The sequence below is a fragment of the Streptomyces gottesmaniae genome, assembly GCF_031845845.1.
GTDB classification, from domain to species: Bacteria; Actinomycetota; Actinomycetes; order Streptomycetales; family Streptomycetaceae; genus Streptomyces; species Streptomyces akebiae.
In genome coordinates this window covers 80,491-103,320 of sequence record NZ_JAVRFJ010000025.1, presented here as the reverse complement: position 1 = coordinate 103,320, position 22,830 = coordinate 80,491, and the positions used below count along the sequence as shown (strand labels likewise).

Genomic DNA, 22,830 nt, shown 5'->3' with positions numbered 1-22,830 from the left:
AGCGAGCGACGCCGCCCGCATCATGTGTTCCCCCTCGGCAGCGTCAGCGTCCCCGCGCGAACGTCAGAGCCATCGGCATGCACACGATCGTGTCGTTGCTTCGCGAGCGCCATCGGGCAGCGCGGCAACACAAGCCGATGAGCAGGCGTTGACCAGCAGGGGCAGTACGTCGGTGGCGCCCCAGTTCCGGGGATCCATGTCGCCGAGATCAAGATCCGAAGCGGAGCCCGGAGGGGGCTGGAGTTTCGGGAAGGGTGTGTCGGGAAAGGCGGTCGCAGCTTGTAGTCGCCGAACAATGCGCGCGTGCTCACCGTGCTAGCACGAAGTGTTCGACCGCCGTCAGCCTGGCGATGCTCGGCGGCAGGGTGATGACCTGCCGCCGCTCTTCGGGGCTCAGCTCAGTCAGGGGAAGGAACCCTCCAGCCAGGAGCGGACCCGTAAAGCCGTGGCCCCGGTCTTCGACGCCACCAAAACGATGCGACGTGACGGCTGAGGGCTCGTACGCTCCGAACCGTAGAGGGGCGGGAGAGCCATGGCGGACGAGTACTTCGTGCTGGTGTGCGACGACGTGCCCCATGACGTGGTGCTCACCGACCCCGGCGTCCGCGTGATGGACGTCGTCCAGGTCGTGCGTCGGCTGACGGGGCTGAGCCTCTGGCGCAGCAAGACTCTGGCGACGCGGGTTCCCGCCGTCGTTCTCACCTGCGTGCCGGAGGAGGACGCGGCGGCAGCCGTCTCAGCCCTCCACGATGCGGGAGCCCAGGCGGAGACGAGAGAGCGGCCGGAGCCGTACTTCCCGACGCGCTGAGCACGGCCCGATCGACCGGCTGACGGCCCGGAGACGGCTCAGCACCACCAAGAAGCCCCCGCCCTGCGAGGAAATCGCAGGGCGGGGGCTCAACGGCGTCGTGTTACTTCTTCTTGCCCTGGGTCTGGGGGGCCCGATTTTTGGCCCTGGTCAGAGGGGCGACCACCCCAACTGACCAGCAGTCGGGTGGTTGTTAGTGGTCGTTGTCTGTCGTCGTTGGTCGTCCTCGGAGGGCCCACAGTGGGCCCGGAGGCGCCGCCCTGGGTCTCATTGACGAAGAGGAGCAGCGGCCGCGGCTGGCCTGCGAGCACAGTCGTCGAACCACTCGCTAGTACCTGTGGCGACGGTCAACCACCTATCAGCAGTGGACAGGCCAGGAACGAAAACCTCTAGGACGAACTGTCCATCCACATCGTCGTCAGCCGCGCGCACGCGGGCGCTCACGATGTCCTCGCCCCGAACCCACGTGCTGACTGATGAGCCTCGCGTGTCCAACCAGACACGTGGCCTCTGGGCCAAGAATGCGCCCCGTAGCACGGCGTACGTCACGCAGCGAGGCCCTCTCCAACCGCGTCTGTCAACTGGCCGTCGCCCGTCCGGTTCTCGGCCCGCTTGGCCTGCGCTGCAGCCTTTTGCTCCCATGCCGACACGAATCGTCCCCTCCGTTGTTTGCCTGTCGGTCCTGCTCTCCCAACCGACACGACCGACACACCTGCCGGGGGCGGCGATTCCCCAGAGACCCGACACCACAGCGGTTTTCAAGAGCGTCATGGTTGCAGTACGTGCGTCCTGGTCAGCGGAGGTTTCGACTCCCGCGATGGTGCTGCTGGCCCACACATGGCCCAGGGCACTGAAGAGTCCCCTTGCCGTCCCTCTCATGCGCGCCAACGGAGTGCACGGTTTCCAGCTGTTCCGCATGACCGTACGGGGCTGTCCGGGGGAAGTCACGGGCAGGTCAGACGGGGCGCGCGTTCAATCGTGGGCTCGGTTGTGAACGCAGTGCCTCTTCAGGCCCACGCATGGAAGGTTGGCCAAGCTAACCGTGCACGGAGATGGATCCCGATGCCCTGTTCGCATGGGGTGATCTAGCCAGCAACATTTGGAGACATTGCTGCGCCTCTCGATCCAAGCCAGCGACGAACCTCTCGTAATCTTGTCGATTCGCCCATGATGCGAAGGCGATCACATTGATGTAGCGATTCACCAGATGCGGTTCCTCCGAGAGCAACTGAGAGTACCGAACCATCCATCGACGGTTGACCAAAACCCCCTGCCCCAGGATTCCCGCAGCAGAGACCTGCACAGACATTTCGTTACCTACCATGAGCCTGGCCAGTACGGAGAGAGCCGGCTCCAAACGTCCCGCACACAGGTATCCGATTTGGTCACCGGTATATGACGTGGCCCGATAGTACGGATTGAGAAATGGCGAGACGAACTTGAGAATTTTTAGATAGTCGAGCAGAACACCGACGAAGGCAAACCTTTCATGCCTAGACTTAAGTGCACCCACGTGGCTTGCGATAATGAAATGCAAACGCGCGTATTGCTCTTCCTGGAGTCCAGCGGCGAAGGAGCCCGAAAGGAGAATCACCCGGTGCCCCAGCAGCTGGACCAGCTGCGTTTTTCCATTCACCTCATCCAAGACATATAGGTCGACAGGTCGCCTGTAGTCCAGTTGCTGCCGCACCGTTGCCAGCGTTTCATAGATCTCTGGAAAGGACTCCGGAGTGACCTTGACTGCCCCGCCAAGCAGCCGAGCCTTCCATAGGCGAAGGAAAATTAGCAGCGCGACAATGAAAATGATCAAGGGGGAAATGGCAAGGGTCACCAAAACCACGACGATGGGAACGGACAGAAGAAGGACGACTGATGCGAGCACGAGTCGCGAACCCTCATGTGGATGCCTGACGTCTTTAGGGTTTACTATTGCTCGGCGACTGTTGACCGTACCTCGCGCGTCGTCTCCATGGCCTTCGGGACTCATCACAGCACCTCCAGGAGTCCGGAGCACAAATTCCCTGCATGCCACGGATCTGAACATCTACCCCTTCTCCGATTCTCCCTATCGGAGAGCCCCAGGCAAGTCGCGCTACGCCGAGCTTCAGAAGGCGAAGTGCTGGACGTTGCCACAGGAATGTGCGGCTTGGCTGTTCCAGCCCACGATTCTGTACGCGGGTGGTGTCCGGTTGCCACTACGAGCATGCGGACAAGCCCAGTTTCCTTGTTCAGTGAAGATAGGGCCTTTCCGATAATTGCGCCGGATAGAGCTGCATTGCGCCTGGTGCCTCAACATACCCAACGAGCTTGACCGGCCCCTCGAAGACTCCTGCCCAGCTTCGGGATTTGGCGTAGATTCCCATTGCATCGGCACTGTTGCCATAGGTGTAGTCGCCGAAGGCATACACGGCTGCTGCGCCATTTTTTCCCTCACCCTTGGAAACGCCGTAGACGCCGTACCAGGTCTTACTCTCTCCGGCTACCCCAGTTCCGAGAGCATAGCCTTTGACCCCGTGTCCGCCGACCACGCTGTTGGATTCGCCGTATACGCCGTGCCATTTAGCGCTCACGCCGGACATTGCCGTACCGTTGGCCTTTGATTCCACGCCAATCGCGTCGTTCGTTATGGTCACTCTCACGGGCTGGTTGTAGTCAGGCATCTCTGTCTCCAGGGGTAGACATCAGGCATGGGCTGACGTGGGATCCGCTGACAGTAGTCCGGTCCTCAAGGAAGGCTCTCGCCCCTACTCTTCGAATTTATGCCCACACAGGGCGGGTAGCAACAGATTGCCATTTCAGTTAAATCTGCAATAGATGACCGAAGGACGAAATGCGGGTGCCCAGTGTGACGAAATCCAGCCTCACAGGATCCCGCCGCGGGGCGCCGGTCCGGGTCCGCCACCGTGTGCCGTCTATCAGCTGCCGACGCGTACAGTCACAACTCAGGCTGCACGCCTTTCCTCGCATCGGGTCACGTCCGCTCGGGTCATTCCAGCCGAGTCACATCCGCGAGTTCGTGACGCAGCTCGAAGCCTCCGGCATGTCCGGCGCGTACGCCCGTGTGATCTTCTCCAACGTCCGCGCCGTTCTCAGCGCGGCCGTCGAGGATGGCTACCTTCGCCGGAACCCCTGCAACTCCCGCACGGTGACGCTCCCCGAGATGGGCCTGCGCCGCGTCGTCCCGTGGCAGCCGGAACGCGTCTTTGCCGTGCGGGCTGCCATGGTCGAGCGCTTCCGCACCATGGTCGACATGGGCGCTGGCTGCGGCCTGCGACAGGGCGAGATCCTCGGCCTGTGTGTCGATGAGCTGGACTTCGACACCAACACCTTGCACGTGGTGCAGCAGCTCAAGCTGAGTCTGAGTAAGCCCGTGTTCGCGCCACCGAAGGGCGGCAAGCTTCGTGATGTGCCTCTGCCCGATCCCGTGGCGGAGGCTCTGAAGGAGCACATCGAGCGCTTCCCGCCCGTCAAGGTCACGCTGCCGTGGATGCGGGCGAACGGCCAGCCCGTGACGAAGCGCCTGATCTTCAGTGGGCCCAACGGCGGGCACGTCTGGCGTACGTCGCTGAACGAGGATCACTGGAAGCCCGCCCTCACGAAGGTCGGCGTCATCCCGAAGGCCAAGAGCCGCGAGCACGCCGCCGCCCGCGAGCACGGTATGCACGCCCTGCGCCACTTCTACGCGTCCGTCCTCCTGGACGCCGGCGAGAGCATCAAGGCCGTCAGCGAGTACCTCGGACACTCCGACCCGGGGCTGACTTTGAAGGTGTACGCGCACCTCATGCCGAGTAGCCGGGACCGCGCTCGGAAGGCTCTCGGCATGGCGCTCCGGCCGCCCGAGCCGGGGGACTGAGGGCCCACAGTGGGCCCAGGCCGTGAAAACGCCCCCGATCCGCGCCATAAGCGCAGGTCGGGGGCATGATTACAAACCCTACTTCTTCTTGCCCTGGTTCTTGACCGCCTCGATCGCGGCTGCCGCCGCCTCGGGGTCGAGGTAGGTGCCACCGGGCTTCAGGGGCTTGAAGTCGGCGTCGAGTTCGTAGGCGAGGGGGATGCCGGTCGGGATGTTGAGGCCCGCGATGTCGGCGTCCGAGATGCCGTCGAGGTGCTTGACGAGGGCGCGGAGGGAGTTGCCGTGGGCGGCGACGAGGACCGTGCGGCCGGCCAGGAGGTCGGGGACGATGCCGTCGTACCAGTACGGCAGCATGCGGGTGACGACGTCCTTGAGGCACTCGGTGCGGGGGCGCAGCTCCGGCGGGATGGTCGCGTAGCGCGCGTCCGCCGCCTGGGAGAACTCCGAGTCGTCCGAGAGCGGGGGCGGCGGGGTGTCGTACGAGCGGCGCCACAGCATGAACTGCTCCTCGCCGAACTCGGCCAGGGTCTGCGCCTTGTCCTTGCCCTGGAGGGCACCGTAGTGGCGCTCGTTCAGGCGCCAGCTGCGGTGGACCGGGATCCAGTGGCGGTCGGCGGATTCCAGGGCCAGCTGCGCGGTGCGGATGGCACGTCGCTGGAGGGAGGTGTGCAGCACGTCCGGGAGCAGGCCGGCGTCCTTCAGCAGCTCACCGCCGCGCGTCGCCTCCTTCTCGCCCTTCGGAGTGAGGTTGACGTCCACCCAGCCGGTGAACAGGTTCTTCTCGTTCCACTCGCTCTCGCCGTGGCGGAGCAGGATCAGCTTGTACGGTGCGTCGGCCATGGCCCCGAGCGTAATCGACGGCCGAGAACCGCCACACGCCTGGCCGACAGACGGACAGGCCCCGGCCCGTGTCCCGCCCTGCCCCGTCGGCCTCGCCCTCGACAGTTGACCGGAGTTGTTAATTGGGTGGCTCTCCGCTCCCCCACGTTCGTAAGTTGTGCTCACCGCCTTAGCCGCTTACGCCCATGGGGAGCTCCATGCCACTCGTCGCTGCCAGACGTGCCGTCCGGGAAACGGTGTCGGGGCTGCCCCGCGACTTCTGGTGGCTGTGGACCAGCACGCTGGTGAACCGGCTCGGCGCGTTCGTCGCCACCTTCATGGCCCTGTACCTGACGCTGGACCGCGGGTACTCCGCCTCGTACGCCGGACTCGTCGCCTCGCTGCACGGGCTCGGCGGGGTCGTCTCGTCGCTCGGCGGCGGGGTCATGGCCGACCGGCTCGGGCGGCGGCCCACGCTGCTCGTCGCACAGGTCTCGACAGCGGTGTCGGTGGCGCTGCTCGGCTTCATGCGGGATCCCGTCGCGATCGCCTTCGTCGCCTTCCTCGTCGGCGCCGCCAGCAACGCGTCCCGCCCCGCCGTGCAGGCGATGATGGCGGACATCGTCCGGCCGGAGGACCGCGTCCGCGCGTTCTCCCTGAACTACTGGGCCATCAACCTCGGTTTCGCCGTCTCCTCCATGGCCGCCGGGTTCATCGCCGAGGTCAGTTATCGCGCTGGCTTCCTGATCGAGGCCGGGATGACGCTGACCTGCGCGATCCTCGTCTTCCTGAAGCTGCCGGAGTCGCGGCCGGAGAGCGGGACGGCGGTGGGCGGGGCCGGTGCCACGGACGCGGTCGGGCTGGGGACCGTGGTCCGCGACGGGCGGTTCATGGGCGTGGTCGGGCTGTCCTTCCTCGTCGCGCTGATCTTCCAGCAGGGGTCCGTGGGACTGCCGGTCGCGATGGGCGCGGCGGGCTTCACGCCGGCCGACTACGGTCTCGCCATCGCCGTCAACGGCGTGCTGATCGTCGCTCTGCAGATCCCGGTCACCCGATTCATCGAGCACCGGGATCCTGGGCGGCTCCTCGTCGTCTCGTCCGTGCTCGCCGGCTACGGCTTCGGCCTCACCGCCTTCGCCGGGTCGATCGGGGTCTTCGCCCTCACCGTCTGCGTGTGGACCCTCGCCGAGATCGTCAACGCGCCGACCCAGACCGGCGTCGTGGTCCGCCTCTCGCCCGCCCAGGGGCGTGGCCGCTACCAGGGCATGTACACGATGTCGTGGTCCGTCGCCGCGCTGGTCGCTCCGCTGATGTCCGGAGTCGTCATCGACCGGTGGGGCGCGGAGTGGCTGTGGGGGTTGTGCGCGGTGATCGGGACCGTCGCGGGGTTGGGGTACTGGGCGTTGATGCTCCGGATGCCGGAATCAGAGGACCGGGTGCCGGAGCTGAAGGACCGGAGGCCGGAGCTGGAGGATCATATGCCGGTACCGGAGGAGGGGGCTGCCGTCGCCTTGCCGCGGGAGAAGCCGACCGTCGGGGGGCCGACAGTCGGGGGGCAGGGCGGTGCGGAGCCTGACCGTGCCGGACCTGACCGTGCCGGGCCTGGCGGTGCCGGGCCTGGCGGTGCCGGGCCTGGCGGTGGGGGGACTGGTCTCGGGGAGCGAATCCCAGGAGCGCCAGTACCTGGAGAGCCGGTCGTCGAGAAGCCGCTTCCCGGAGAAACCGCTGTGCCCGGACCAGCCGCTGTGCCCGGACCAGCCGCTGTGGGGGAGGCCGCCGGTTCGGTCTGAGACCGGCAGCCGGCAGCCGGCGCCGCCTCCTCACGGATGCATCCGCGCCCCCTTCACCACCTTGTCCACCCCGTTGCGCGGGCCGTAGACCGCCAACCCCACCAGGTCCAGCTCCCCCGTCGCGACGGCCCGTACGGCTGCCCGGTTGTCGCGGTCGTTCCCGGTGCGGAACAGGTCGGACGTGAAGAGCGCGCGAGGAAGGCCGCGGGACAGCACGCGCGCGTGCGCCGCCTTCAGGACCTCCTTCGTGGCCTCGAAGACGAGCACCGGCTGCCGGAACATCGGCATGTAGGCCGCCCCGTCGGCGTCCTCGTACGGCTCGCCGATCACCTCGGGGACCATCGGTCCGATACCGCTGACCAGGAAGGACGTGACGTTGAGGCGCTGCCAGGTCGCGAGGTCGTCGCGGAGGAGGACGGCGATCTTGGTGTCGAAGCGGACGGGGGGCGGGGTCATGGAGGTCGAGGTCGAGGTCGAGGTCGCGCCCGAGGCCTCGTCGAGAGTCTCGCTGTTCATGGGATGAGACTGCCGATCGCCGGACGATCCCGTCTTGTACGTTCTTTGCATGGGTCCCCAGCGGTCCGCCTCCCCTCGGCGTGACGTCACCGCCTGGCGGCCGCGCGTGCCCGGTGTCGTCGAGGTCTTCCACGCGCACTACACGGAGTACGCGTACCCGATGCATGTGCACGACGTGTGGACACTGCTGATCGTGGACGACGGGGCCGTGCGCTACGAGTTGGACCGGCATGAACATGGGACTCCGCACGACACGGTGTCGTTGTTGCCGCCGTTCGTGCCGCACAACGGGGCGCCGGTGACGGAGCGGGGATTCCGGAAGCGAGTGCTGTACCTGGATCCGGAAGCACCCCTGGCCGCGCTGGACGCGAGCCTCGTGGGGGCGGCCGTGGACGGGCCGGATCTGCGGGATCCCGTACTGCGGCGGCGGGTGGGGCAGTTGCACGCGGCGCTCGCGCGGCCGGGCGACGAGTTGGAGGCGGAGAGTCGGCTGGCACTCGTCGGGGAGCGGTTGCGGGAGCATCTGCGGCCGGCGCCCACGTCGGGGGTTCGGGCAGGGGCTCGGTCAGGGAGTCGGTCGGGGCCCGCCGGCGGTCGTACCGTCGCCCATCGGCTCCGTGAACTCCTCGACGAGCGGGTCGCGGACGGGATCACGTTGGAGGAGGCCGCGGGGACGGTGCACGCCCACCCCACGCATCTCGTACGGGCGTTCGGCGCGGCCTTCGGTATCGCGCCGCACCAGTACCTGATGTCCCGGCGGGTGGAGCGCGCCCGGCGGCTGCTGTTGGAGGGCATGCGGCCGAGCGAGGCGGCGGCGGTGGCCGGGTTCTACGACCAGGCGCACCTGACACGGCACTTCAGGCGGTGGGTGGGGGTCACCCCTGGCCGCTATCGGAACGGTCGGCCGCCACGTCCCGCGTCAGGTGGCTGAACGCGTCCAGGTTGCGGGTCGGTTCGCCTCGGGAGACGCGCCAGGCGTACTCCTTGCGAATCGCGGAGGCGAAGCCCAGTTCCAGGAGGGTGTTGAAGGCGCCGTCGGCCGCCTCCAGGACCTGGCCCAGGAGGCCGTCGATGCCCTCGGGGGTGACGGCGGAGAGCGGTAGCCGGGCGGTGACGTAGATGTCGCCGAGCGGGTCGACGGCGTAACTCACGCCGTAGAGCTTGAGATTGCGCTCCAGGAGCCAGCGGTGGACGCCCGCCTCGTTCTCGTCGGGGTGGCGGATCACGAAGGCGTTGAGGGAGAGGGAGTGCCGGCCGACGATCAGGGAGACGGTCGTCGAGAGTTTGCGGGTGCCAGGGAGTTTCACGACGTAGGAGCCGGGTCCGGGGCTCTCCCACTCCAGCTCGGCCTCGTTGAGGACCTGCTCGATGATCGACGCTTCGTCAGCCATGGGGCGAGCGTACCCGCCGGTACGAGCGGGTCGGCGGGGAAGCCGCGCGGAGCCGTTCGCCTGAGGCGGGCGGGCCTCATCCGTGGTGGGCGCGCACCCGGTGGCGGCGGTGGTCCTGCAGTGCCGCCGTGTACACGTCCGCGGTGGCGGCGGCCGCCGTGTCCCAGCCGAAGGACTCGGCGTGGCGGGCGGCGGCGGCGCCCATGCGGGTGGTGAGGTCGGGGGCGTCGGCGAAATCGCGCAGCACGCGCGCGTACGCGACGGGATCGTGGCCCTGGACCAGGAAGCCCGTCTCCGCGTCCCGCACGGCGACCGGGAGACCGCCGACCGAGGCCGCCAGCACCGGCGTACCGGCCGCCTGCGCCTCGATGGCGACCAGCCCGAACGACTCGCTGTACGACGGCATGACCAGCACGGACGCCGCCCGGAACCAGTCCGCGAGCTGCTCCTGCCCGACGGGCGGCCGGAACCGTACGACATCGGCGATGCCGAGCCGCGCGGCCAGCTTCTGCAACCCCTCCGGCTTGGCGAGCCCGCTGCCGCTCGGCCCGCCGACCACCGGCACGACGATCCTCGACCGCAGCTCGGGGCGCTCGGCGAGGAGGACGGCGACGGCACGGAGGAGGACGTCGGGCGCCTTCAGGGGCTGGATACGGCCGGCGAAGAGGGGGATCAGGGCGTCCTGGGGAAGACCGAGGCGGGCCCTCGCCGCCGCGCGGCCGTCGGCGGGACGGAAACGGTCGAGGTTGACGCCCGGGTGGACGACGGCGACCTTGGACGGGTCGGCCTCGTAGTGGCGGACGAGTTCGTCGGCCTCCTCGGCCGTGTTGGCTATGAGGCGGTCGGCGGCGCGGACGATCTGGGTCTCGCCGATGACGCGGGCGGCGGGCTCGGGGGTGTCGTCGGCGGCGAGCGCGGCGTTCTTGACCTTGGCCATCGTGTGCATGGCGTGCACGAGGGGGACGCCCCAGCGTTCGGCGGCGAGCCAGCCGACGTGGCCGGAGAGCCAGTAGTGCGAGTGGACCAGGTCGTAGTGGCCGGGACGGTGGCCCGCCCACGCCTGCATCACGCCGTGCGTGAAGGCGCACAACTGGGCCGGGAGCTCCTCCTTGGCCAGACCCTCGTACGGGCCCGCGTCCACGTGCCGGACCAGGACCCCGGGCGCCAGCTCGACCGTGGGGGGCAGCGCACCGGTCGTGGCCCGGGTGAAGATCTCCACCTCGATGCCTTGCGCGGCCAGCCGCTGCGCCAGCTCCACGATGTAGACGTTCATCCCGCCCGCGTCGCCCGTGCCGGGCTGGTGCAGCGGCGACGTGTGCACCGAGAGCATCGCGACCCGGCGCGGCTTCCGGTGCAGCCGAAGCCGCCCCGTGCCGACCGGGGAGCGTCGCCCGAGCCTGCTGACGTAGTGGCTCACGTGGCGTTCCTCCTCGCTGCGGGCATGCCGTTGGGAGGGCGTGGGGTCCCTCTCGGGAGGGGGAACACCGGATGAGACAGTTCCATTTCCTCTTTGCCAAATTATTGCCGATCTTCGCTCAACCGTTCGAGCCCCTGGGGAGTGGGGGGCGGCAGGACCGGGCCCGGGGCGAGGCCCCGAGCAGCGGACATACGCTCACCTCATGGCAAGACCAGTCGGCACCGTGACGCGTGGCACCACCAACCCCAACCGGCTGCGCCGCATGGACCGCTGGATCGCGGCGACGCACGGCGCCGCACTCCGCCGCGCCGACACCCCCCTCGCCGTCGACCTCGGCTACGGCGCCGCCCCCTGGACCGCCGTCGAACTCCTCCGTCGCCTCCGCACGGCAGCGCCCCGCACCCAGGTCGTCGGCGTCGAGATCGACCCGGCCAGGGTCACCGCGGCGAAGCCCTACGCGTGCGAGGGCCTGACCTTCCGCCACGGCGGCTTCGAGGTACCGGTGCCGGGACGCCCGACCCTCATCCGGGCGGCGAACGTGCTCCGCCAGTACGACGAGGACGAGGTCGCCGCCGTCTGGGAACGTCTGTGCGCCCGCCTCGAACCGGCCGCACCGCCCCCTCCCGGCACACCCCGCCCCGCCGCGGGCCCCCACTCCCCCGCCGCCCCGTACCCCTCCGGGGGCCTGCTCGTCGAGGGCACCTGCGACGAGATCGGCCGTCGCCACGTCTGGGTCGCCCTCGGCCCGGAGGGGCCCCGCACGGTCACCTTCGCCACCCGGCTCGGCTCCCTGGACCGCCCCTCCGACCTCGCCGAACGCCTCCCGAAGGCCCTCATCCACCGCAACGTCCCGGGCGAACCGGTCCACGACTTCCTCCGCGACTTCGACCACGCCTGGGCGGCCGCGGCACCGTACGCCTCGTACGGCGCCCGGCAGCGCTGGATCCGCACCGTCCGCACGCTGAGCGCGGCCTGGCCGGTACGGGACGGGGTCTCGCGCTGGCGCCAGGGCGAAGTCACGGTGGCCTGGGAGGCGTTGGCGCCGCGGTTCCGCTAGGCGGCGGCCGGCTCCTCCCCCGGCCCGTCCGCACCCTATGATTACGCAGAGCGACATTCTCGTGACGTACGGGAACGATCCCCGCAGGCCGTTCGTCACACAGTCGGGAACGATGTCACGCAGGTGAGAGCGGAGAGGGGAGAAGAAGTGGCGGGGAGAAGTGAGTTCTTGCCCACCTCTGTCGCATTCCGCGACGCCGTGACACGATCACCCGGGCACCGGCAAGTTACTGACGGTTAACCAGTTCTGTTTCCATTGGGTGGGGGGCAAGAGGCATGGGAGTCGGCAAGCGGAAGCTGACCATGGCGGCCGTGGCCGTGGTCTGCGCGATGACCGTCCTGGGCACACCGGTCACCGCGTACGCGAGCCAGACGAAACCGACCGAGCCGACCCCGAGCCCGACACCCTCGTCCTCCTCCTCGCCCTCACCCTCTCCCGAGTCGACTCCGGTGACGAACGAGGAGTTGGAGAGCGTCCGGACGAAGCTGGAGGGCCTCTACCACGACGCCGCGGTCGCCACGGACGCGTACAACGCGGCCGAGGAGAAGGCCGACAAGCAGTCCAAGGAACTCGTCGACCTGGCCCACGAGGTCGTCAAGGGCCAGCAGAAGCTGGACAAGTTGCAGGATCTCATCGGCGCCGCGGCCCGCGCCCAGTACCGGGGCAGCGGTCTCCCGCCCGAAGTGCAGCTGTGGTTGAGCGAGAACCCCCAGGACTTCCTTGAGGGTGCGGACCGTTTGCGCCAGGGCCAGCTGGCGACCAAGGGTCTGCTCGCCGAAATGACCCGTACCCAGCAGGACTTGGAGCAGTACTCCAAGGACGCCTCCGCGCGCTGGGAGAAGCTGGAGACCAACCGCAAGGCCAAGGAGAAGGCCAAGAAGAAGATCAAGAAGCAGATCGCCGCCGCCGAGGAGCTGGAAGCACAGCTGGAGGACGACGAGCGGGAGCGGCTGGCGCAGTTGGAGGAGGAGGCCGCACAGAAGTCACAGGCAGCGTGGCTGGACTCCGGCATACTCGCCGAGATCAACGGCAAGGCGTCGCCGCAGGGCAAGAAGGCCGTCGAGTTCGCCACGAACCAGATAGGCAAGTGGTACGAGTGGGGCGCCGAGGGGCCCGACACCTACGACTGCTCCGGTCTCACCAGCGAAGCATGGGCCGCCGCCGGGCTGACCATCCCCCGTACCTCCCAGGAGCAGTGGCGACAGCTCAAGCACATCGACATCCAGGACATGCGCCCCGGCGACCTCATCATCTACAACTCCGACGCCAGCCACGTCGCCATGTACCTGGGCAACGGCTCCATCGTCCACGCCCCCCGACCGAACCGAAAGGTGACGATCGCGGGCGCGGGCACGATGCAGATCCTGGGCGTCGTACGCCCGGACGCGTGAGCCGGGGCCTGCCGGCCGGACAGGTGACCGGCGGGCTTGAGGCGGACGAGGCCCGCAGCCACCTGCGGCCGGCCCTGCGCCAGGGCAAGGCGTAACCGGACCGCGAGCCGGAGCCGGGGCGAGACATCAGCCGGGCGCGCGAGCCGGAGCCGGAGCAAGACGTCAGCCGGGGCTTGAGACAACCGAGCGACGGCCGCGCCCCGCACCAGCACCGCCTCGCGACCCCGCCCCCCGCACCGCCTCGCCACCCCGCACTCTCACGCCTCACCAAAGCCCCGCGTATGCCACCCCAGCACCCCCTCCCCCCCCGTGAGCCACCCCACGTGACTCTCGCCACCTTCCCCTCCGGGCTCAACCTCCGCCGCGTGACATACGTCATCCCAGGAGAAAGCCCTGCCATGTCCAAGTGCGGTACGGGATGCGGCATATGACGTCGGCCGTTTGCCACCCGGCGCCCCGCCGCCCATTCCGTTGCGGCGGCGCCTGACGCTATGGTCCCCGTCGGTGGGTCGAGGTCCCTCGGCCGCCGTGCCCTCGGGGGGAGGGAAGGAACCCAACACGATGCCCGTACCCGTACCGCGGCAGAGAGCGATCCCGGCCGCGGACAGTGGTCAGGCGCACGCCGTGTCCGCGCCCAGTGGACCGTCCGGAGAGGGGGCTGCCCTGAACGCCTCGGCCCTGGCCCCTGCAGACAATTCCACGAACCCGCCCGGCTCCCACGCCTCCGGCACCACGGGCCCGGCCCCCCAGCCCGGCCCCACCAACCTCACGGTCCTCCTCATCGAGGACGACCCGGCGGGTTCCCTCAACGTGCCCGAACTGCTCGACTCGGCGGGCAAGCCGATCCGCGTCCGTGCCGCACGCAACCTCACCGAGGCCCAGCGGCTGCTGACCGATGACGTCAACTGCATCCTCCTGGACCTGGCGCTTCCGGCCCCGGCCCGTCCGACCGACCCGGACACCGAGTCGCCCGACCGCCCCGACGACGAACTCGCCGTCCTCAAGCACGTCCTGAACCTGGCCCCCCGCCACGCCGTCCTGGCCCTCACCGACTCGGGCGACGCCGAACGCGGCGCGGAGGCGGTACGGGTGGGCGCCCAGGACTACCTGTTCCGGGACGAAGTGGACAGCCGCCTCCTGAGCCGGGCGATCCGCTACGCGGTGGAGCGCAAGCGTTCCGACACGGCCGAGCGCCGGCTCACCGAGTCCAAGCTGCGCGCCCAGGAGAACGCCCGCCTGGAACGCGGCCTGCTGCCGACCCCCCTCCTGGAGGGCTCGTCCCTGCGGTTCGCCGCACGCTACCGGCCGGGCCGGTCCCGCGCCCTGCTCGGCGGCGATTTCTACGACACCGTCCGCACCCCGGACGGCACCGTGCACGTCATGATCGGCGACGTCTGCGGCCACGGCCCCGACGAGGCGGCGCTCGGCGTGGAGCTGCGCATCGCCTGGCGGGCGCTGACCTTCGCGGGACTCTGCGGCGACGAACTGCTGTCCACGCTCCAGCGCGTCCTGGAGCACGAGCGCGAGAGCGACGAGATCTTCGCGACGCTCTGCACGGTCGACATCGCCCCCGACGGCCGCCGCGCGGGCCTCTGCCTCGCGGGCCACCCGTCCCCGCTGATCGCCCGCCACGGCCACGGCGGCCGTCCGGCCTCACCGGCCGAGCTGCTGCCGTACGACAACGGCGGTCCCGCCCTCGGTCTGCTCCCTAACGCCCGCTGGCCGCGCACCCAGATCGAACTGGGCGCCGCCTGGAGTCTGATGCTCTACACCGACGGCCTGATCGAGGGCCGGATCGGCCAGGGCAAGGAGCGGCTGGGCCAGGACGGCATGGTGGAGATGGTCCGCCGCCAGCTCGCTGAGGGGCTGCGCGGCGAGGAACTGCTGCGCGCCGCCGTGAACGAGGTCCGCGACCTCAACGGCGGCGAACTGACCGACGACGTGGCGGTCCTCCTGCTGGACCGGGAAGCCTGACCGCGAAGAAGGTCCTGACCTCGAAGAAGGCCCTGACCTCGAAGGATGGCCTGCCTTCGCAGCCCTCGGAGGAGGTCACCGACCGCCGTTGTACGGGCCGTACGGGCCGTCGCTGCTGGAGCCCCGGCCACCGCCCCGGCCACCGCCGCCGGAGATCTGCCGCACCGCGGGACGTACGTCGACGACGTACACGATGCTGGCGATGAGGCCGATGATCGGCAGGAACGACAGGAGCGGGAACAGCAGGCTCACAACGAGCGCGATGCCGAGGATGACCAGCCAGAACACCTTGGTCTGCTTGTCCGTCGCGCGGAACGCGTCCTCCCGCCGGAACGCGGCGTCGATCAGCGCGAAGGCGGCGAGAGCGATCACAACGAGCTGCAACAGCCCCATGAACCCCGCGAAGCCGCTCATCAGCATGGTGCCCACCACCGCCCGTTCCGTTCACGCTTCCGAATGCCGACCGTTTCTCCCACGCGGTCACCGTACCCGTAGAACGGGCCGGCCACCCCAAAGGTGCCCGGCCCGTCTCCGTACCGCGAGGTACTCAGAGGCACCGCACGCGTACCTCTCGCTCTGTCGCCGACTCCGTCGCCGGCTATGTCGCCCACTCGGCGGCGCTCGCCGTGCCGCTTACTTGGCGGGCGGGGTGGTCTTCTTCGCGGCCGTCGGCTTCCGCACGGGAGCCTTCTTCGGCGCGGCCTTCTTGGCGGCGGGGGCGGGCGCGGCCTGGGCCGGGACCGGCTTCGCGGCCGGCTCGTCCTTGACCTCGACCGGCTGGGACTTCGGCTCGACGGCGATCGCGAGCTCCTCGATCTCCTCCGCGGCCTCGCCGCGCCACGTCCGCACGGCCTGCTCGCCGTGCTCGGCGACCCGCTCGTAGGTCTCCCGGGCCTTCACCGCGTACTCGGCGGCGACGCCGACGCTGCGCAGCGCGATGTCCTGAGCTGTCTCGCCGAGCTTCTTCAGGTCGGTGTCGAGGGTGCCGATGATCTCGGTGACCTTGGTCTGGAGGTTCTCCTGGGTCTCCTTGACGCGAGCGGTCGCCTTCTCCTGCACGGCCTTCGGGTCGGTCTGGCGCACGGCGTCGATCTTGGCCGGCGCCTCGGCGCGCAGCTGCTCGACGAGGCCGGGGATCTTCTTCGCCTGCTGGAGGGCGAGGTCGGCGGTGCCGGCGGCGAAGTAGAAGGGGGTCGGGTCGGTGACGGCCTTGCGGATGTCGTCGGTGATGGCCATGGTCAGGTCCTCCGGGTTGCTTGCAGCTGAGGGTTTTGTGTCGTTCCGGTCCGGGTCGACGGCTTCGTCGCAGTCACGATCAACTCGCCGTTCGTCGCGGACCGGCATCGTCGCCGTCGGCCGTACGAGGGCCGGGGGCCGAGGGTTCTTCGGCGCCCGCGGCATCCGTCGCTGTGCCAGTGCCGGTACCGGTACCGGTACCGGTGCCGGCACCGGCGCCGAGGTCGGTGTCGACCTCGATCCCGACCTCGACCTCGATCTCGAATCCGTTCTCCTTGCGGAAGGACTCGTAGATCTGGAGCAGCACCTGCTTCTGCCGCTCGTTCAGCGTGGGATCGGCGAGGATCACGGCACGTGTCTCGACCTCGTCCCGGTCCCGCTCGGCGTCGAGGATGCCGGCCCGCACGTACAGCGTCTCGGCGGAGATCCGCAGCGCCTTGGCGACCTGCTGCAGCACCTCCGCGCTCGGCTTGCGCAGCCCGCGCTCGATCTGGCTCAGATACGGATTGGACACCCCGGCGGCATCGGCGAGCTGCCTGAGCGACAGCTGCGCGTTCCGCCGCTGTTCACGCAGGTACTCACCGAGATTGCCGACGTTGAGCGATGCCATGCCTCCACCATGCCCCACCTTCGCTAACTATTGCAAGCACCTGCTTGCAAAAGTGCGCTACACCACCGGCGGCCGAGGTGAGCCGAAGCACGACAGGTGTCACACCGGCAGACTTTTTCGTTCAGGGGCTCGTCGGCGTCAGGTCCTGCAAGCCCACCACCCGCAGCAACTGCAAGCGCTCGTACGACTCGGTGCCTGGGCGGGCCGTGTGGATGACGAGCTGCTGGTTGACGTCGGAGTTGACGAGGACCTCGCAGTCGAGTTCGAGGATGCCGATCGCAGGGTGCCGGAAGCGTTTCGTGGAGGCACGGCGTACAGCGACCTCGTGTTCGTCCCAGAGGTGGGCGAACTCCTCGCTCGTGGCGCGTAGTTCGGCGACGAGGGAGGAGGGTTCGGGGTCCGTGGGGCGGGCAGAGGCCACCGCTCGCAGGCCGGCGACCTGCTCGCGGGCGCGCTGGGGGCGGTCCTCGGGCGGGAACAGCTCCTGGGCCGCCGGGTCCAGGAAGAAGCGGCGGATCATGTTGCGTTCGCGGGGCGGGCGGGCGAGGACGTCTCCGCTCAGCGCCCGTGACAGCGCGTTCTGGGCCAGGACCTCGCCACAGTCGGTCGCCACCATCGCGGGGGTGTCGTGCAGCCGGTCCAGCACCAGGAGCAGGCCCGGACGCACGTGCGTGCCGGCCGCCTCCCGGCGCGGCGGCTGCTCACCGGTGAGGTGGAAGAGGTGGTCGGCTTCGTCCTCCGTCAGGCGCAGGGCGCGGGCCATCGCGGTGAGCATCTGGCGGGACGGACGCGGGCCCCGGGACTGTTCCAGCCGCGTGTAGTAGTCCACGGACATGCCGACCATCTGGGCCACCTCCTCGCGGCGCAGCCCCGGCGTACGGCGGCGGGCGCCTGCCGTGAGGCCCACGTCGGAGGGGGCCAGGCGGGCCCGAGCGCGGCGCAGGAAGTCGGCGAGTTCGGCTCGGTTCATCTCTCCAGGGTGCCGGAGGCCGGTCGGCTCATACAGGGACTGCCGATCCCCTGATGACGAGGTCTCTCCCGGTCCTTCCCGCATCTGCCGAGGCTGGTCAGCGACGACAGGCGACACCGTGCGTGAGGAGCACATGATGCTGACTTTGGTGACCGGTACGACGGGACAGGTCGGACGCCGCTTCCTGCCGAGGCTGCTGGCCCAGCGGCAGCCGGGCGAGCAGGTGCGGGTGCTGGTACGTGACGCGGCCCGCGGCGAGCCCTTCGCGGAGCTGGGCGCCCAGGTCGCCGTAGGAGACATGCGCGACGAGGAGACCCTCGGCAAGGCGCTCGCCGGCGTGGACGCCGTCGTGAACATCGCCGCCTCCTTCCGCGGGGTGCCGGACGAGGAGGCATGGGCCGTCAACAGGGACGCCGCAGTGACCCTGGGCCGCGCCGCGCAGGCCTCCGGCGTGGAGCGGTTCGTGCAGGTCAGTACGGGCAATGTGTACGGCGCCGGACGGGGCCGCCCGCTGACCGAGGAGGACGAGAGCCAGCCGGGCGGCGCGATGTGGGGCGCCTACCCCGCGTCCAAGGCCGAGGCCGAGCGCGGACTGCTCGCGCTCAAGAGCCTGGACGTACGCATCGGGCGGCTCCCCTTCGTCTACGGCGAGGGTGACCCGCACCTCGCCGACTCCTTGCGCTGGGCCACCGGTTGGGCGCCGCACCAGCGCCTCCAGATGGCCCACCACGCTGACGTCGCCCAGGGTCTGATGCGTCTGCTGTACGCGCCGGGCATCTCCGGCCGGATCTACAACATCGCCGATGACGCCCCTGTCACGACGGTCGAGCTGTACCAGCTCAACGGCGTCGAGGTGCCCGCCGGGCTCCACGAGCTCACGGACCCCGACCCGTGGTTCGGGATCATGTCCAACCAGCGCATCCGCCGGGAGCTCGGCTTCCGGCCGATCTATCCGAGCGTCTGGACGGCCCGGGACGCCGGAGCCCTGTGACGGTCGCTGCGCGAGGTCGGTCCACTCTCTGATCCGCAGTTCGAGCAGCACGGGGGCGCTCAGGACCAACGAAGAAGGTCACTGGGCCGGGGACGTGGCGGTGGACGTGTTACGGCAACTCCACCTCCGGAGCCAACGCCTCCTGCGCACCTCCCTCGACGGCCTCGGCAGCCGCAACACCGAGCCCCTGCTCGAGTCCGTGCCGCACGCGGACGCGCCCCGGAACGACTGACCCGGATTCAGCGAGCCCCTCCGCCGGTTCGGCGGAGGGGCTCTGCGCTGCGGGTTCGACGGAGGGGCTCCGCTGGGTCGGCGGGGCTCCGCAGGGTCGGCGGGGCTCCGCGGGTTCAATTGCGGACGCCCCGCTTGAAGGCCGACTTGGACCAGAGGTAACCGATGAGGCCGATGGCCGTGCACCAGGCCAGGGCGATCCAGCCACTGTTGCCGATGTCGGTGCCCATCAGCAGGCCGCGCAGGGTTTCGTTGATGGGGGTGAAGGGCTGGTGGTCGGCGAACCAGCGCAAGCCGGCCGGCATGGAGTCGGTGGGGACGATGGCGCTGCCCAGGAAGGGGAGGAAGGTGATGGGCATGGGCAAGTTGCTGGCGGACTCGACGGTCTTGGCGACCAGGCCCATTCCTGCCGAGAGCCAGGTCAGGGCCAGGGCCAGGACGGTCAGCAGGCCGAGGACGGCGAGCCACTCCAGGGCGGTGGCGTTCGGCCGGAAGCCGATGGCCAGGGCAACGCCGGTGACCACGACGGTGCCGAGGACGGTCTGGACGAGGTTGCCCAGGACGTGGCCGGTGAGGAACGAGGCCCGGGAGATCGACATGGTGCGGAAGCGGTTCACGATGCCCTCGGTCATGTCCATGCACACGCTGAGGGCGGCTCCGATGCAGCCGGTGGCGACGGTCATCAGGATGATGCCGGGTGCGACGTAGTCGATGTAGGCGAGGGAGTCGACGTCGTCGCCCTGCGACGCCTGCGAGCCCTGGATGCCCGCGCCGAGTGCGCCGCCGAAGGCGTAGTTGAAGAGGAGCAGGAAGAGGACCGGCATCATCACGATGGTGACGACGACGGACGGGTAGCGGATCGCGCGCTTCAGGTTGCGGCGGAACATGGTGACGGAGTCACGGGCCGCGTAGCTGACGCTGCTCATCGGGAGATCTCCTGCTGCTGCTTGTCGCCGGTCAGGGTGAGGAAGACGTCGTCGAGGTCCGGGGTGTGCTGCGCGAGCGCCTCCGGGGTGACGCCGACGTCGTCGAGGATGTCCAGGACCGCGCGGAGGGTGGGGACGGTGCCGTCGGAGGGGATCTGGAGGGTGAGTTCCTCGTCGTCGCGGGCCGTCGCGGTGAAATGGGAGGCGGCCAGTTCCAGGGCCTCGGGATCGGCGAACCTGAGGGAGATGTGACCGCCGGGGATCAGCCGCTTGAGCTCCTCCGCCGTACCTTCGGCGACCAGCTTCCCGCCGTCGAGCACGGCGATACGATCGGCCAGTTGGTCGGCCTCCTCCAGGTACTGGGTGGTGAGGAAGATCGTCACGCCGTCCTCGTCGACCAGGGAACGGATGATCTCCCACATGGTGCGGCGGGAGCGCGGGTCCAGGCCGGTCGTGGGCTCGTCGAGGAAGATGATGCGCGGGTCACCGACCAGCGTCATCGCCAGGTCGAGCTTGCGACGCATCCCGCCGGAGTAGGTGGCGACGGGCTTGCGGGCTGCCTCGGTGAGATCGAAGCGCGCGAGCAGGTCGGCGGCGCGGCGCCGGCCCTCACGGCGGGACAGATGGTGCAGGTCCGCCATGAGCATCAGGTTCTCCTCGGCGTTGAGGAGGTTGTCGACGGCGGCGAACTGGCCGGTGACACCGATGAGTTTGCGTACGGCGTCGGCTTCGCGGTCCAGATCGTGACCGGCGAGGCGTGCGGTCCCGGAGTCGGCGGCGATGAGTGTCGACAGGATCTGGACGGTCGTGGTCTTGCCCGCGCCGTTGGGGCCGAGCAGGGCGAAGACGGTGCCGCCCGGGATGTCGAGGTCGATACCGCGCAGGACCTGCTTGTCGCCGTACGACTTGGTGAGGCCGGTGGCGGTGACGCCGGTGGCGGTGGCGGTGACGGTGGCACGTCCGGTGGTCGTAGTCGTAGTCCTGGACCTGGACCCGCTCCTGGACCTGGTCGTGTCGCGGTTCGGGGGTGGTGTGCTCGGGGCGCCTGACGCGCTGGACATACTTGATGAGGGCATGGATGAGGGCATGACAGATGGCTCCTTGGCGGAGTGCGAGAAGGACGAGTGCGAGCAGGGCGACTGCGGGAGCGGAGGAGAGTCGGGCTCGGCGGAGAAGTGCTGGGGCGGAACGGGGACGGGACAGGGCAGGGCAGAGCTGGGCAGGGGGCTTCGGGCGGCGTCGCCCGTAGCGGTCAGGCCCGGCGGATGTGGATGTCCCCGACCGAGGTGCGGGCGGTGATCTCCACCGTGTCGGCGGCGTCCCCGGGGCCGTCGGCGGAGCCCAGGGCGCTGCGCAGGACACCCACCTTGGTGTGGACGTCGAGCCACGCGGCCGTCGTCTCGGGGATGCCGACCTCCAGGTCGCCGGTGGAGCCGCGCAGGGTGACCTTGCCACGGGTGACCCGGCCCAGCCGGATGCCGCCGTTGGCGGACTTGACCTCCACGTCGGAGTGGGCGGCGCCGACGTCGATACGGCCGTTGGCGGAGGAGACCTCCAGCGTGCCGGTGACCTCGGCGAGTTCGGTGTCGCCGTTGCCGTTCTTGACGACCAGGCCGCGCTCCACCGTGCCGACGGTGACACGGCCGGCCGCGATGATCTCGACCGAGGCGGTGGCGCGGTCCAGGTGGACCATGCCGAGTTCGCTCTTCAGCAGGGCGGCGGCGGTCTCCTCGACGTGGAGGTCGCCGACCGAGGTCTTCAGCCGGGTCTCACCGAGGCGCCCGGAGCAGTGGAAGTCACCGACCTGGGTGGTGCCCTCCAGGGTGGAGCCGGCCGGCAGGGCGATGGTGATGTCGATGCCACCGACCTTCCCGAAGGGCGAGTTCTTGCGCGGGCCCTTCACCGTGAGAACGCCGCCGGAGCAGGTCACCTTCGTCTGGCTGACGGCCTTGAGGTCCGCGTCGGACGAAGGGTTGGCGGGCTGGACGTCGACGACGGTGTCGGTGCGGTCGGAGGCGATGATCCGGGTGCTGCCGATGGAGTACTCGACGATCGCGGTGATCGCCTTGGGGGTGTCGTAGGAGGGCATGACGGATCTCCCGTCCTCTCTGGGGTGGGTGAGGGTGGCGTGAGGGCTGAAGGGCGAGTACCGGTACGAGGGCGGGTGGCTCTACGGATGCCGGGGGCCCCCTGGCGCGGCTGCGGCTGCGGGTGGATCGGCCGCGAGTGGGCGGCCCGGGGCCTGTTCCAGGGGCTCAGCGGACCCAGCCGGTGAAGTTGCGGTCGCCGGTCGCTCGGTTCGGCGCGGGGGCGGGGGGCGGGCCCGTGCGTGCGCCGGGTCCCGGGGTGAGGGCGGCGGAGGTGGCGCGGACCAGCCAGGCGTTGACGGAGAGCCCCTCGCGGCCGGCCGCCTCCTCCAGACGGGCCTTGAGGTGGGCCGGGAGGCGGAAGTTGATACGGGCCGAGGCGCCGTCGTCGCTCTCCGGCAAGGGGGGCGGAGCGGGTGCCTCGTCCCAGGGCGCGGGCGCCTCCTGAGCCGACGTGGGCGGCAAGGTCACCACGAACTCCGGGTCGGCGCCACGGAGTCGTACGTCGACCGAGCCCGGAGCCAGCTCTCGGGTGACCTCGCCCATCGCCGCCGAGAGGGCGGTGAGAAGGGTGAGGCGGGCGGCGGAGTCCAGGGGCGCGACGAGGCGCTCGGCCAGCGCACGGGCCTCGTCACCGCCGGCCTCGGCGGCGACGACGAGCTCCTGGCGGAGGCGGTCGACATAGGGCGTGAGGTCCATGGCGCCATCATGGCACATGCATGGCGCCATGTGAAGCCGAAGTGGCACAGGCGGGATGTCGGCG

Annotated in this window: 22 protein-coding genes and 1 pseudogene; 9 read left to right on the top strand and 14 right to left on the bottom strand. The window is 69.5% G+C overall.

What is annotated here, in order from left to right; genetic code table 11:
* The first annotated feature begins 532 nt into the window (after positions 1 to 532).
* Positions 533 to 808, top strand: coding sequence for a ribosomal protein L7/L12 (locus RM704_RS26690; RefSeq protein WP_033525987.1), 276 nt, complete (start codon positions 533 to 535; stop codon positions 806 to 808).
* 1,036 nt (positions 809 to 1,844) lie between these two features.
* Here the strand turns inward: RM704_RS26690 and RM704_RS26685 are convergent.
* Together RM704_RS26685 and RM704_RS26680 are read right to left on the bottom strand one after the other, a co-directional pair.
* Complete coding sequence (locus RM704_RS26685; protein WP_157856664.1) at positions 1,845 to 2,690, bottom strand: M48 family metalloprotease; 846 nt, start codon at positions 2,688 to 2,690, stop codon at positions 1,845 to 1,847.
* Between the two features lie 346 nt (positions 2,691 to 3,036).
* The gene (locus tag RM704_RS26680) at positions 3,037 to 3,468 is read right to left on the bottom strand and encodes a hypothetical protein (protein WP_157856665.1); all 432 of its coding nucleotides are present in this window, start codon (positions 3,466 to 3,468) and stop codon (positions 3,037 to 3,039) included.
* 269 nt (positions 3,469 to 3,737) lie between these two features.
* On the opposite strand from RM704_RS26680, the pseudogene RM704_RS26675 reads away from it, so the two are divergent.
* Positions 3,738 to 4,661 (top strand): annotated as a pseudogene (locus RM704_RS26675) (tyrosine-type recombinase/integrase); the annotation flags it as partial.
* 78 nt (positions 4,662 to 4,739) lie between these two features.
* Here the strand turns inward: RM704_RS26675 and RM704_RS26670 are convergent.
* The gene (locus tag RM704_RS26670; RefSeq protein ID WP_033525988.1) at positions 4,740 to 5,501 is read right to left on the bottom strand and encodes a phosphoglyceromutase; all 762 of its coding nucleotides are present in this window, start codon (positions 5,499 to 5,501) and stop codon (positions 4,740 to 4,742) included.
* A gap of 197 nt (positions 5,502 to 5,698) precedes the next feature.
* Between RM704_RS26670 and RM704_RS26665 the strand changes: the two genes are divergently transcribed.
* Complete coding sequence (locus tag RM704_RS26665; protein WP_311591316.1) at positions 5,699 to 7,270, top strand: MDR family MFS transporter; 1,572 nt, start codon at positions 5,699 to 5,701, stop codon at positions 7,268 to 7,270.
* A gap of 30 nt (positions 7,271 to 7,300) precedes the next feature.
* On the opposite strand, the gene RM704_RS26660 is transcribed toward RM704_RS26665, so the two are convergent.
* The gene (locus tag RM704_RS26660; protein WP_033526064.1) at positions 7,301 to 7,726 is read right to left on the bottom strand and encodes a DUF2000 domain-containing protein; all 426 of its coding nucleotides are present in this window, start codon (positions 7,724 to 7,726) and stop codon (positions 7,301 to 7,303) included.
* 109 nt (positions 7,727 to 7,835) lie between these two features.
* Here RM704_RS26660 and RM704_RS26655 point away from each other — a divergent pair, with 109 nt between their 5' ends.
* Positions 7,836 to 8,717 carry a helix-turn-helix transcriptional regulator gene (locus tag RM704_RS26655; RefSeq protein WP_033526065.1) on the top strand — a complete coding sequence of 294 codons (882 nt, stop codon included), beginning with the start codon at positions 7,836 to 7,838 and terminating at the stop codon, positions 8,715 to 8,717.
* On the opposite strand, the gene RM704_RS26650 is transcribed toward RM704_RS26655, so the two are convergent.
* Both RM704_RS26650 and mshA read right to left on the bottom strand, forming a co-directional pair.
* Positions 8,662 to 9,177 (bottom strand): type III secretion system chaperone family protein, encoded by a 516-nt coding sequence (locus tag RM704_RS26650; protein ID WP_033525989.1) that lies wholly within the window; start codon positions 9,175 to 9,177, stop codon positions 8,662 to 8,664. The two genes, RM704_RS26655 and RM704_RS26650, sit on opposite strands and share 56 nt — an antisense overlap.
* A gap of 76 nt (positions 9,178 to 9,253) precedes the next feature.
* Complete coding sequence (gene mshA, locus RM704_RS26645; RefSeq protein ID WP_033525990.1) at positions 9,254 to 10,594, bottom strand: D-inositol-3-phosphate glycosyltransferase; 1,341 nt, start codon at positions 10,592 to 10,594, stop codon at positions 9,254 to 9,256.
* 202 nt (positions 10,595 to 10,796) lie between these two features.
* Here mshA and RM704_RS26640 point away from each other — a divergent pair, with 202 nt between their 5' ends.
* The 3 genes from RM704_RS26640 (at position 10,797) to RM704_RS26630 (ending at position 15,016) form a co-directional block, all read left to right on the top strand.
* Positions 10,797 to 11,651, top strand: a complete 855-nt coding sequence (locus RM704_RS26640; protein WP_078937009.1) for an SAM-dependent methyltransferase — start codon at positions 10,797 to 10,799, stop codon at positions 11,649 to 11,651.
* 275 nt (positions 11,652 to 11,926) lie between these two features.
* The gene (locus tag RM704_RS26635) at positions 11,927 to 13,042 is read left to right on the top strand and encodes a C40 family peptidase (RefSeq protein WP_033525992.1); all 1,116 of its coding nucleotides are present in this window, start codon (positions 11,927 to 11,929) and stop codon (positions 13,040 to 13,042) included.
* Positions 13,043 to 13,603: 561 nt separating this feature from the next.
* Positions 13,604 to 15,016: a PP2C family protein-serine/threonine phosphatase gene (locus RM704_RS26630; protein ID WP_033525993.1), complete on the top strand. Its 1,413-nt coding sequence runs from the start codon at positions 13,604 to 13,606 to the stop codon at positions 15,014 to 15,016.
* A 75-nt stretch (positions 15,017 to 15,091) separates the two neighbouring features.
* On the opposite strand, the gene RM704_RS26625 is transcribed toward RM704_RS26630, so the two are convergent.
* The 4 genes from RM704_RS26625 to RM704_RS26610 all read right to left on the bottom strand — a co-directional run bounded on the left by RM704_RS26625 (position 15,092) and on the right by RM704_RS26610 (position 17,832).
* A complete protein-coding gene (locus RM704_RS26625) occupies positions 15,092 to 15,436 on the bottom strand; it encodes a DUF2516 family protein (RefSeq protein WP_033526066.1) in 345 nt (114 codons plus the stop codon).
* A 213-nt stretch (positions 15,437 to 15,649) separates the two neighbouring features.
* Positions 15,650 to 16,252, bottom strand: coding sequence for a hypothetical protein (locus RM704_RS26620; protein WP_033525994.1), 603 nt, complete (start codon positions 16,250 to 16,252; stop codon positions 15,650 to 15,652).
* A gap of 79 nt (positions 16,253 to 16,331) precedes the next feature.
* Entirely contained in the window at positions 16,332 to 16,862 is a 531-nt protein-coding gene (locus RM704_RS26615) for a helix-turn-helix domain-containing protein (protein WP_033525995.1), read from the bottom strand.
* A 121-nt stretch (positions 16,863 to 16,983) separates the two neighbouring features.
* On the bottom strand, positions 16,984 to 17,832 hold the full coding sequence (locus RM704_RS26610; protein ID WP_033525996.1) for a helix-turn-helix transcriptional regulator: 849 nt from the start codon (positions 17,830 to 17,832) through the stop codon (positions 16,984 to 16,986).
* Between the two features lie 136 nt (positions 17,833 to 17,968).
* Between RM704_RS26610 and RM704_RS26605 the strand changes: the two genes are divergently transcribed.
* Together RM704_RS26605 and RM704_RS26600 are read left to right on the top strand one after the other, a co-directional pair.
* Positions 17,969 to 18,823, top strand: a complete 855-nt coding sequence (locus tag RM704_RS26605) for an NAD-dependent epimerase/dehydratase family protein (protein WP_033526067.1) — start codon at positions 17,969 to 17,971, stop codon at positions 18,821 to 18,823.
* Between the two features lie 100 nt (positions 18,824 to 18,923).
* A complete protein-coding gene (locus RM704_RS26600) occupies positions 18,924 to 19,055 on the top strand; it encodes a hypothetical protein (protein WP_311591315.1) in 132 nt (43 codons plus the stop codon).
* A gap of 115 nt (positions 19,056 to 19,170) precedes the next feature.
* On the opposite strand, the gene RM704_RS26595 is transcribed toward RM704_RS26600, so the two are convergent.
* From RM704_RS26595 to RM704_RS26580, 4 genes are all read right to left on the bottom strand, one after another.
* Entirely contained in the window at positions 19,171 to 19,980 is an 810-nt protein-coding gene (locus tag RM704_RS26595; protein ID WP_033525997.1) for an ABC transporter permease, read from the bottom strand.
* Positions 19,977 to 21,041 carry an ATP-binding cassette domain-containing protein gene (locus RM704_RS26590; RefSeq protein WP_078937010.1) on the bottom strand — a complete coding sequence of 355 codons (1,065 nt, stop codon included), beginning with the start codon at positions 21,039 to 21,041 and terminating at the stop codon, positions 19,977 to 19,979. The genes RM704_RS26595 and RM704_RS26590 overlap by 4 nt, the downstream gene beginning before the upstream one ends.
* Before the next feature lie 191 nt (positions 21,042 to 21,232).
* Positions 21,233 to 22,069 (bottom strand): DUF4097 family beta strand repeat-containing protein, encoded by an 837-nt coding sequence (locus tag RM704_RS26585; protein ID WP_033525998.1) that lies wholly within the window; start codon positions 22,067 to 22,069, stop codon positions 21,233 to 21,235.
* Positions 22,070 to 22,235: 166 nt separating this feature from the next.
* Entirely contained in the window at positions 22,236 to 22,766 is a 531-nt protein-coding gene (locus tag RM704_RS26580) for a toxin-antitoxin system HicB family antitoxin (protein ID WP_033525999.1), read from the bottom strand.
* Between the last annotated feature and the right edge of the window lie 64 nt (positions 22,767 to 22,830).

Bases quoted from the DNA above. Each gene is read 5' to 3' on its own strand.
- RM704_RS26665 (WP_311591316.1), top strand. From the start codon at position 5,699: ATGCCACTCGTCGCTGCCAGACGTGCCGTCCGGGAAACGGTGTCGGGG.
- RM704_RS26650 (WP_033525989.1), bottom strand. From the start codon at position 9,177: ATGGCTGACGAAGCGTCGATCATCGAGCAGGTCCTCAACGAGGCCGAG.
- RM704_RS26625 (WP_033526066.1), bottom strand. From the start codon at position 15,436: ATGCTGATGAGCGGCTTCGCGGGGTTCATGGGGCTGTTGCAGCTCGTT.
- RM704_RS26595 (WP_033525997.1), bottom strand. From the start codon at position 19,980: ATGAGCAGCGTCAGCTACGCGGCCCGTGACTCCGTCACCATGTTCCGC.
- RM704_RS26690 (WP_033525987.1), top strand. From the start codon at position 533: ATGGCGGACGAGTACTTCGTGCTGGTGTGCGACGACGTGCCCCATGAC.
- RM704_RS26590 (WP_078937010.1), bottom strand. From the start codon at position 21,041: ATGTCCAGCGCGTCAGGCGCCCCGAGCACACCACCCCCGAACCGCGAC.
- RM704_RS26615 (WP_033525995.1), bottom strand. From the start codon at position 16,862: ATGGCATCGCTCAACGTCGGCAATCTCGGTGAGTACCTGCGTGAACAG.
- RM704_RS26580 (WP_033525999.1), bottom strand. From the start codon at position 22,766: ATGGACCTCACGCCCTATGTCGACCGCCTCCGCCAGGAGCTCGTCGTC.
- RM704_RS26620 (WP_033525994.1), bottom strand. From the start codon at position 16,252: ATGGCCATCACCGACGACATCCGCAAGGCCGTCACCGACCCGACCCCC.
- RM704_RS26630 (WP_033525993.1), top strand. From the start codon at position 13,604: ATGCCCGTACCCGTACCGCGGCAGAGAGCGATCCCGGCCGCGGACAGT.
- RM704_RS26585 (WP_033525998.1), bottom strand. From the start codon at position 22,069: ATGCCCTCCTACGACACCCCCAAGGCGATCACCGCGATCGTCGAGTAC.
- RM704_RS26605 (WP_033526067.1), top strand. From the start codon at position 17,969: ATGCTGACTTTGGTGACCGGTACGACGGGACAGGTCGGACGCCGCTTC.
- RM704_RS26660 (WP_033526064.1), bottom strand. From the start codon at position 7,726: ATGACCCCGCCCCCCGTCCGCTTCGACACCAAGATCGCCGTCCTCCTC.
- RM704_RS26610 (WP_033525996.1), bottom strand. From the start codon at position 17,832: ATGAACCGAGCCGAACTCGCCGACTTCCTGCGCCGCGCTCGGGCCCGC.
- RM704_RS26640 (WP_078937009.1), top strand. From the start codon at position 10,797: ATGGCAAGACCAGTCGGCACCGTGACGCGTGGCACCACCAACCCCAAC.
- RM704_RS26635 (WP_033525992.1), top strand. From the start codon at position 11,927: ATGGGAGTCGGCAAGCGGAAGCTGACCATGGCGGCCGTGGCCGTGGTC.
- RM704_RS26680 (WP_157856665.1), bottom strand. From the start codon at position 3,468: ATGCCTGACTACAACCAGCCCGTGAGAGTGACCATAACGAACGACGCG.
- RM704_RS26670 (WP_033525988.1), bottom strand. From the start codon at position 5,501: ATGGCCGACGCACCGTACAAGCTGATCCTGCTCCGCCACGGCGAGAGC.
- RM704_RS26655 (WP_033526065.1), top strand. From the start codon at position 7,836: ATGGGTCCCCAGCGGTCCGCCTCCCCTCGGCGTGACGTCACCGCCTGG.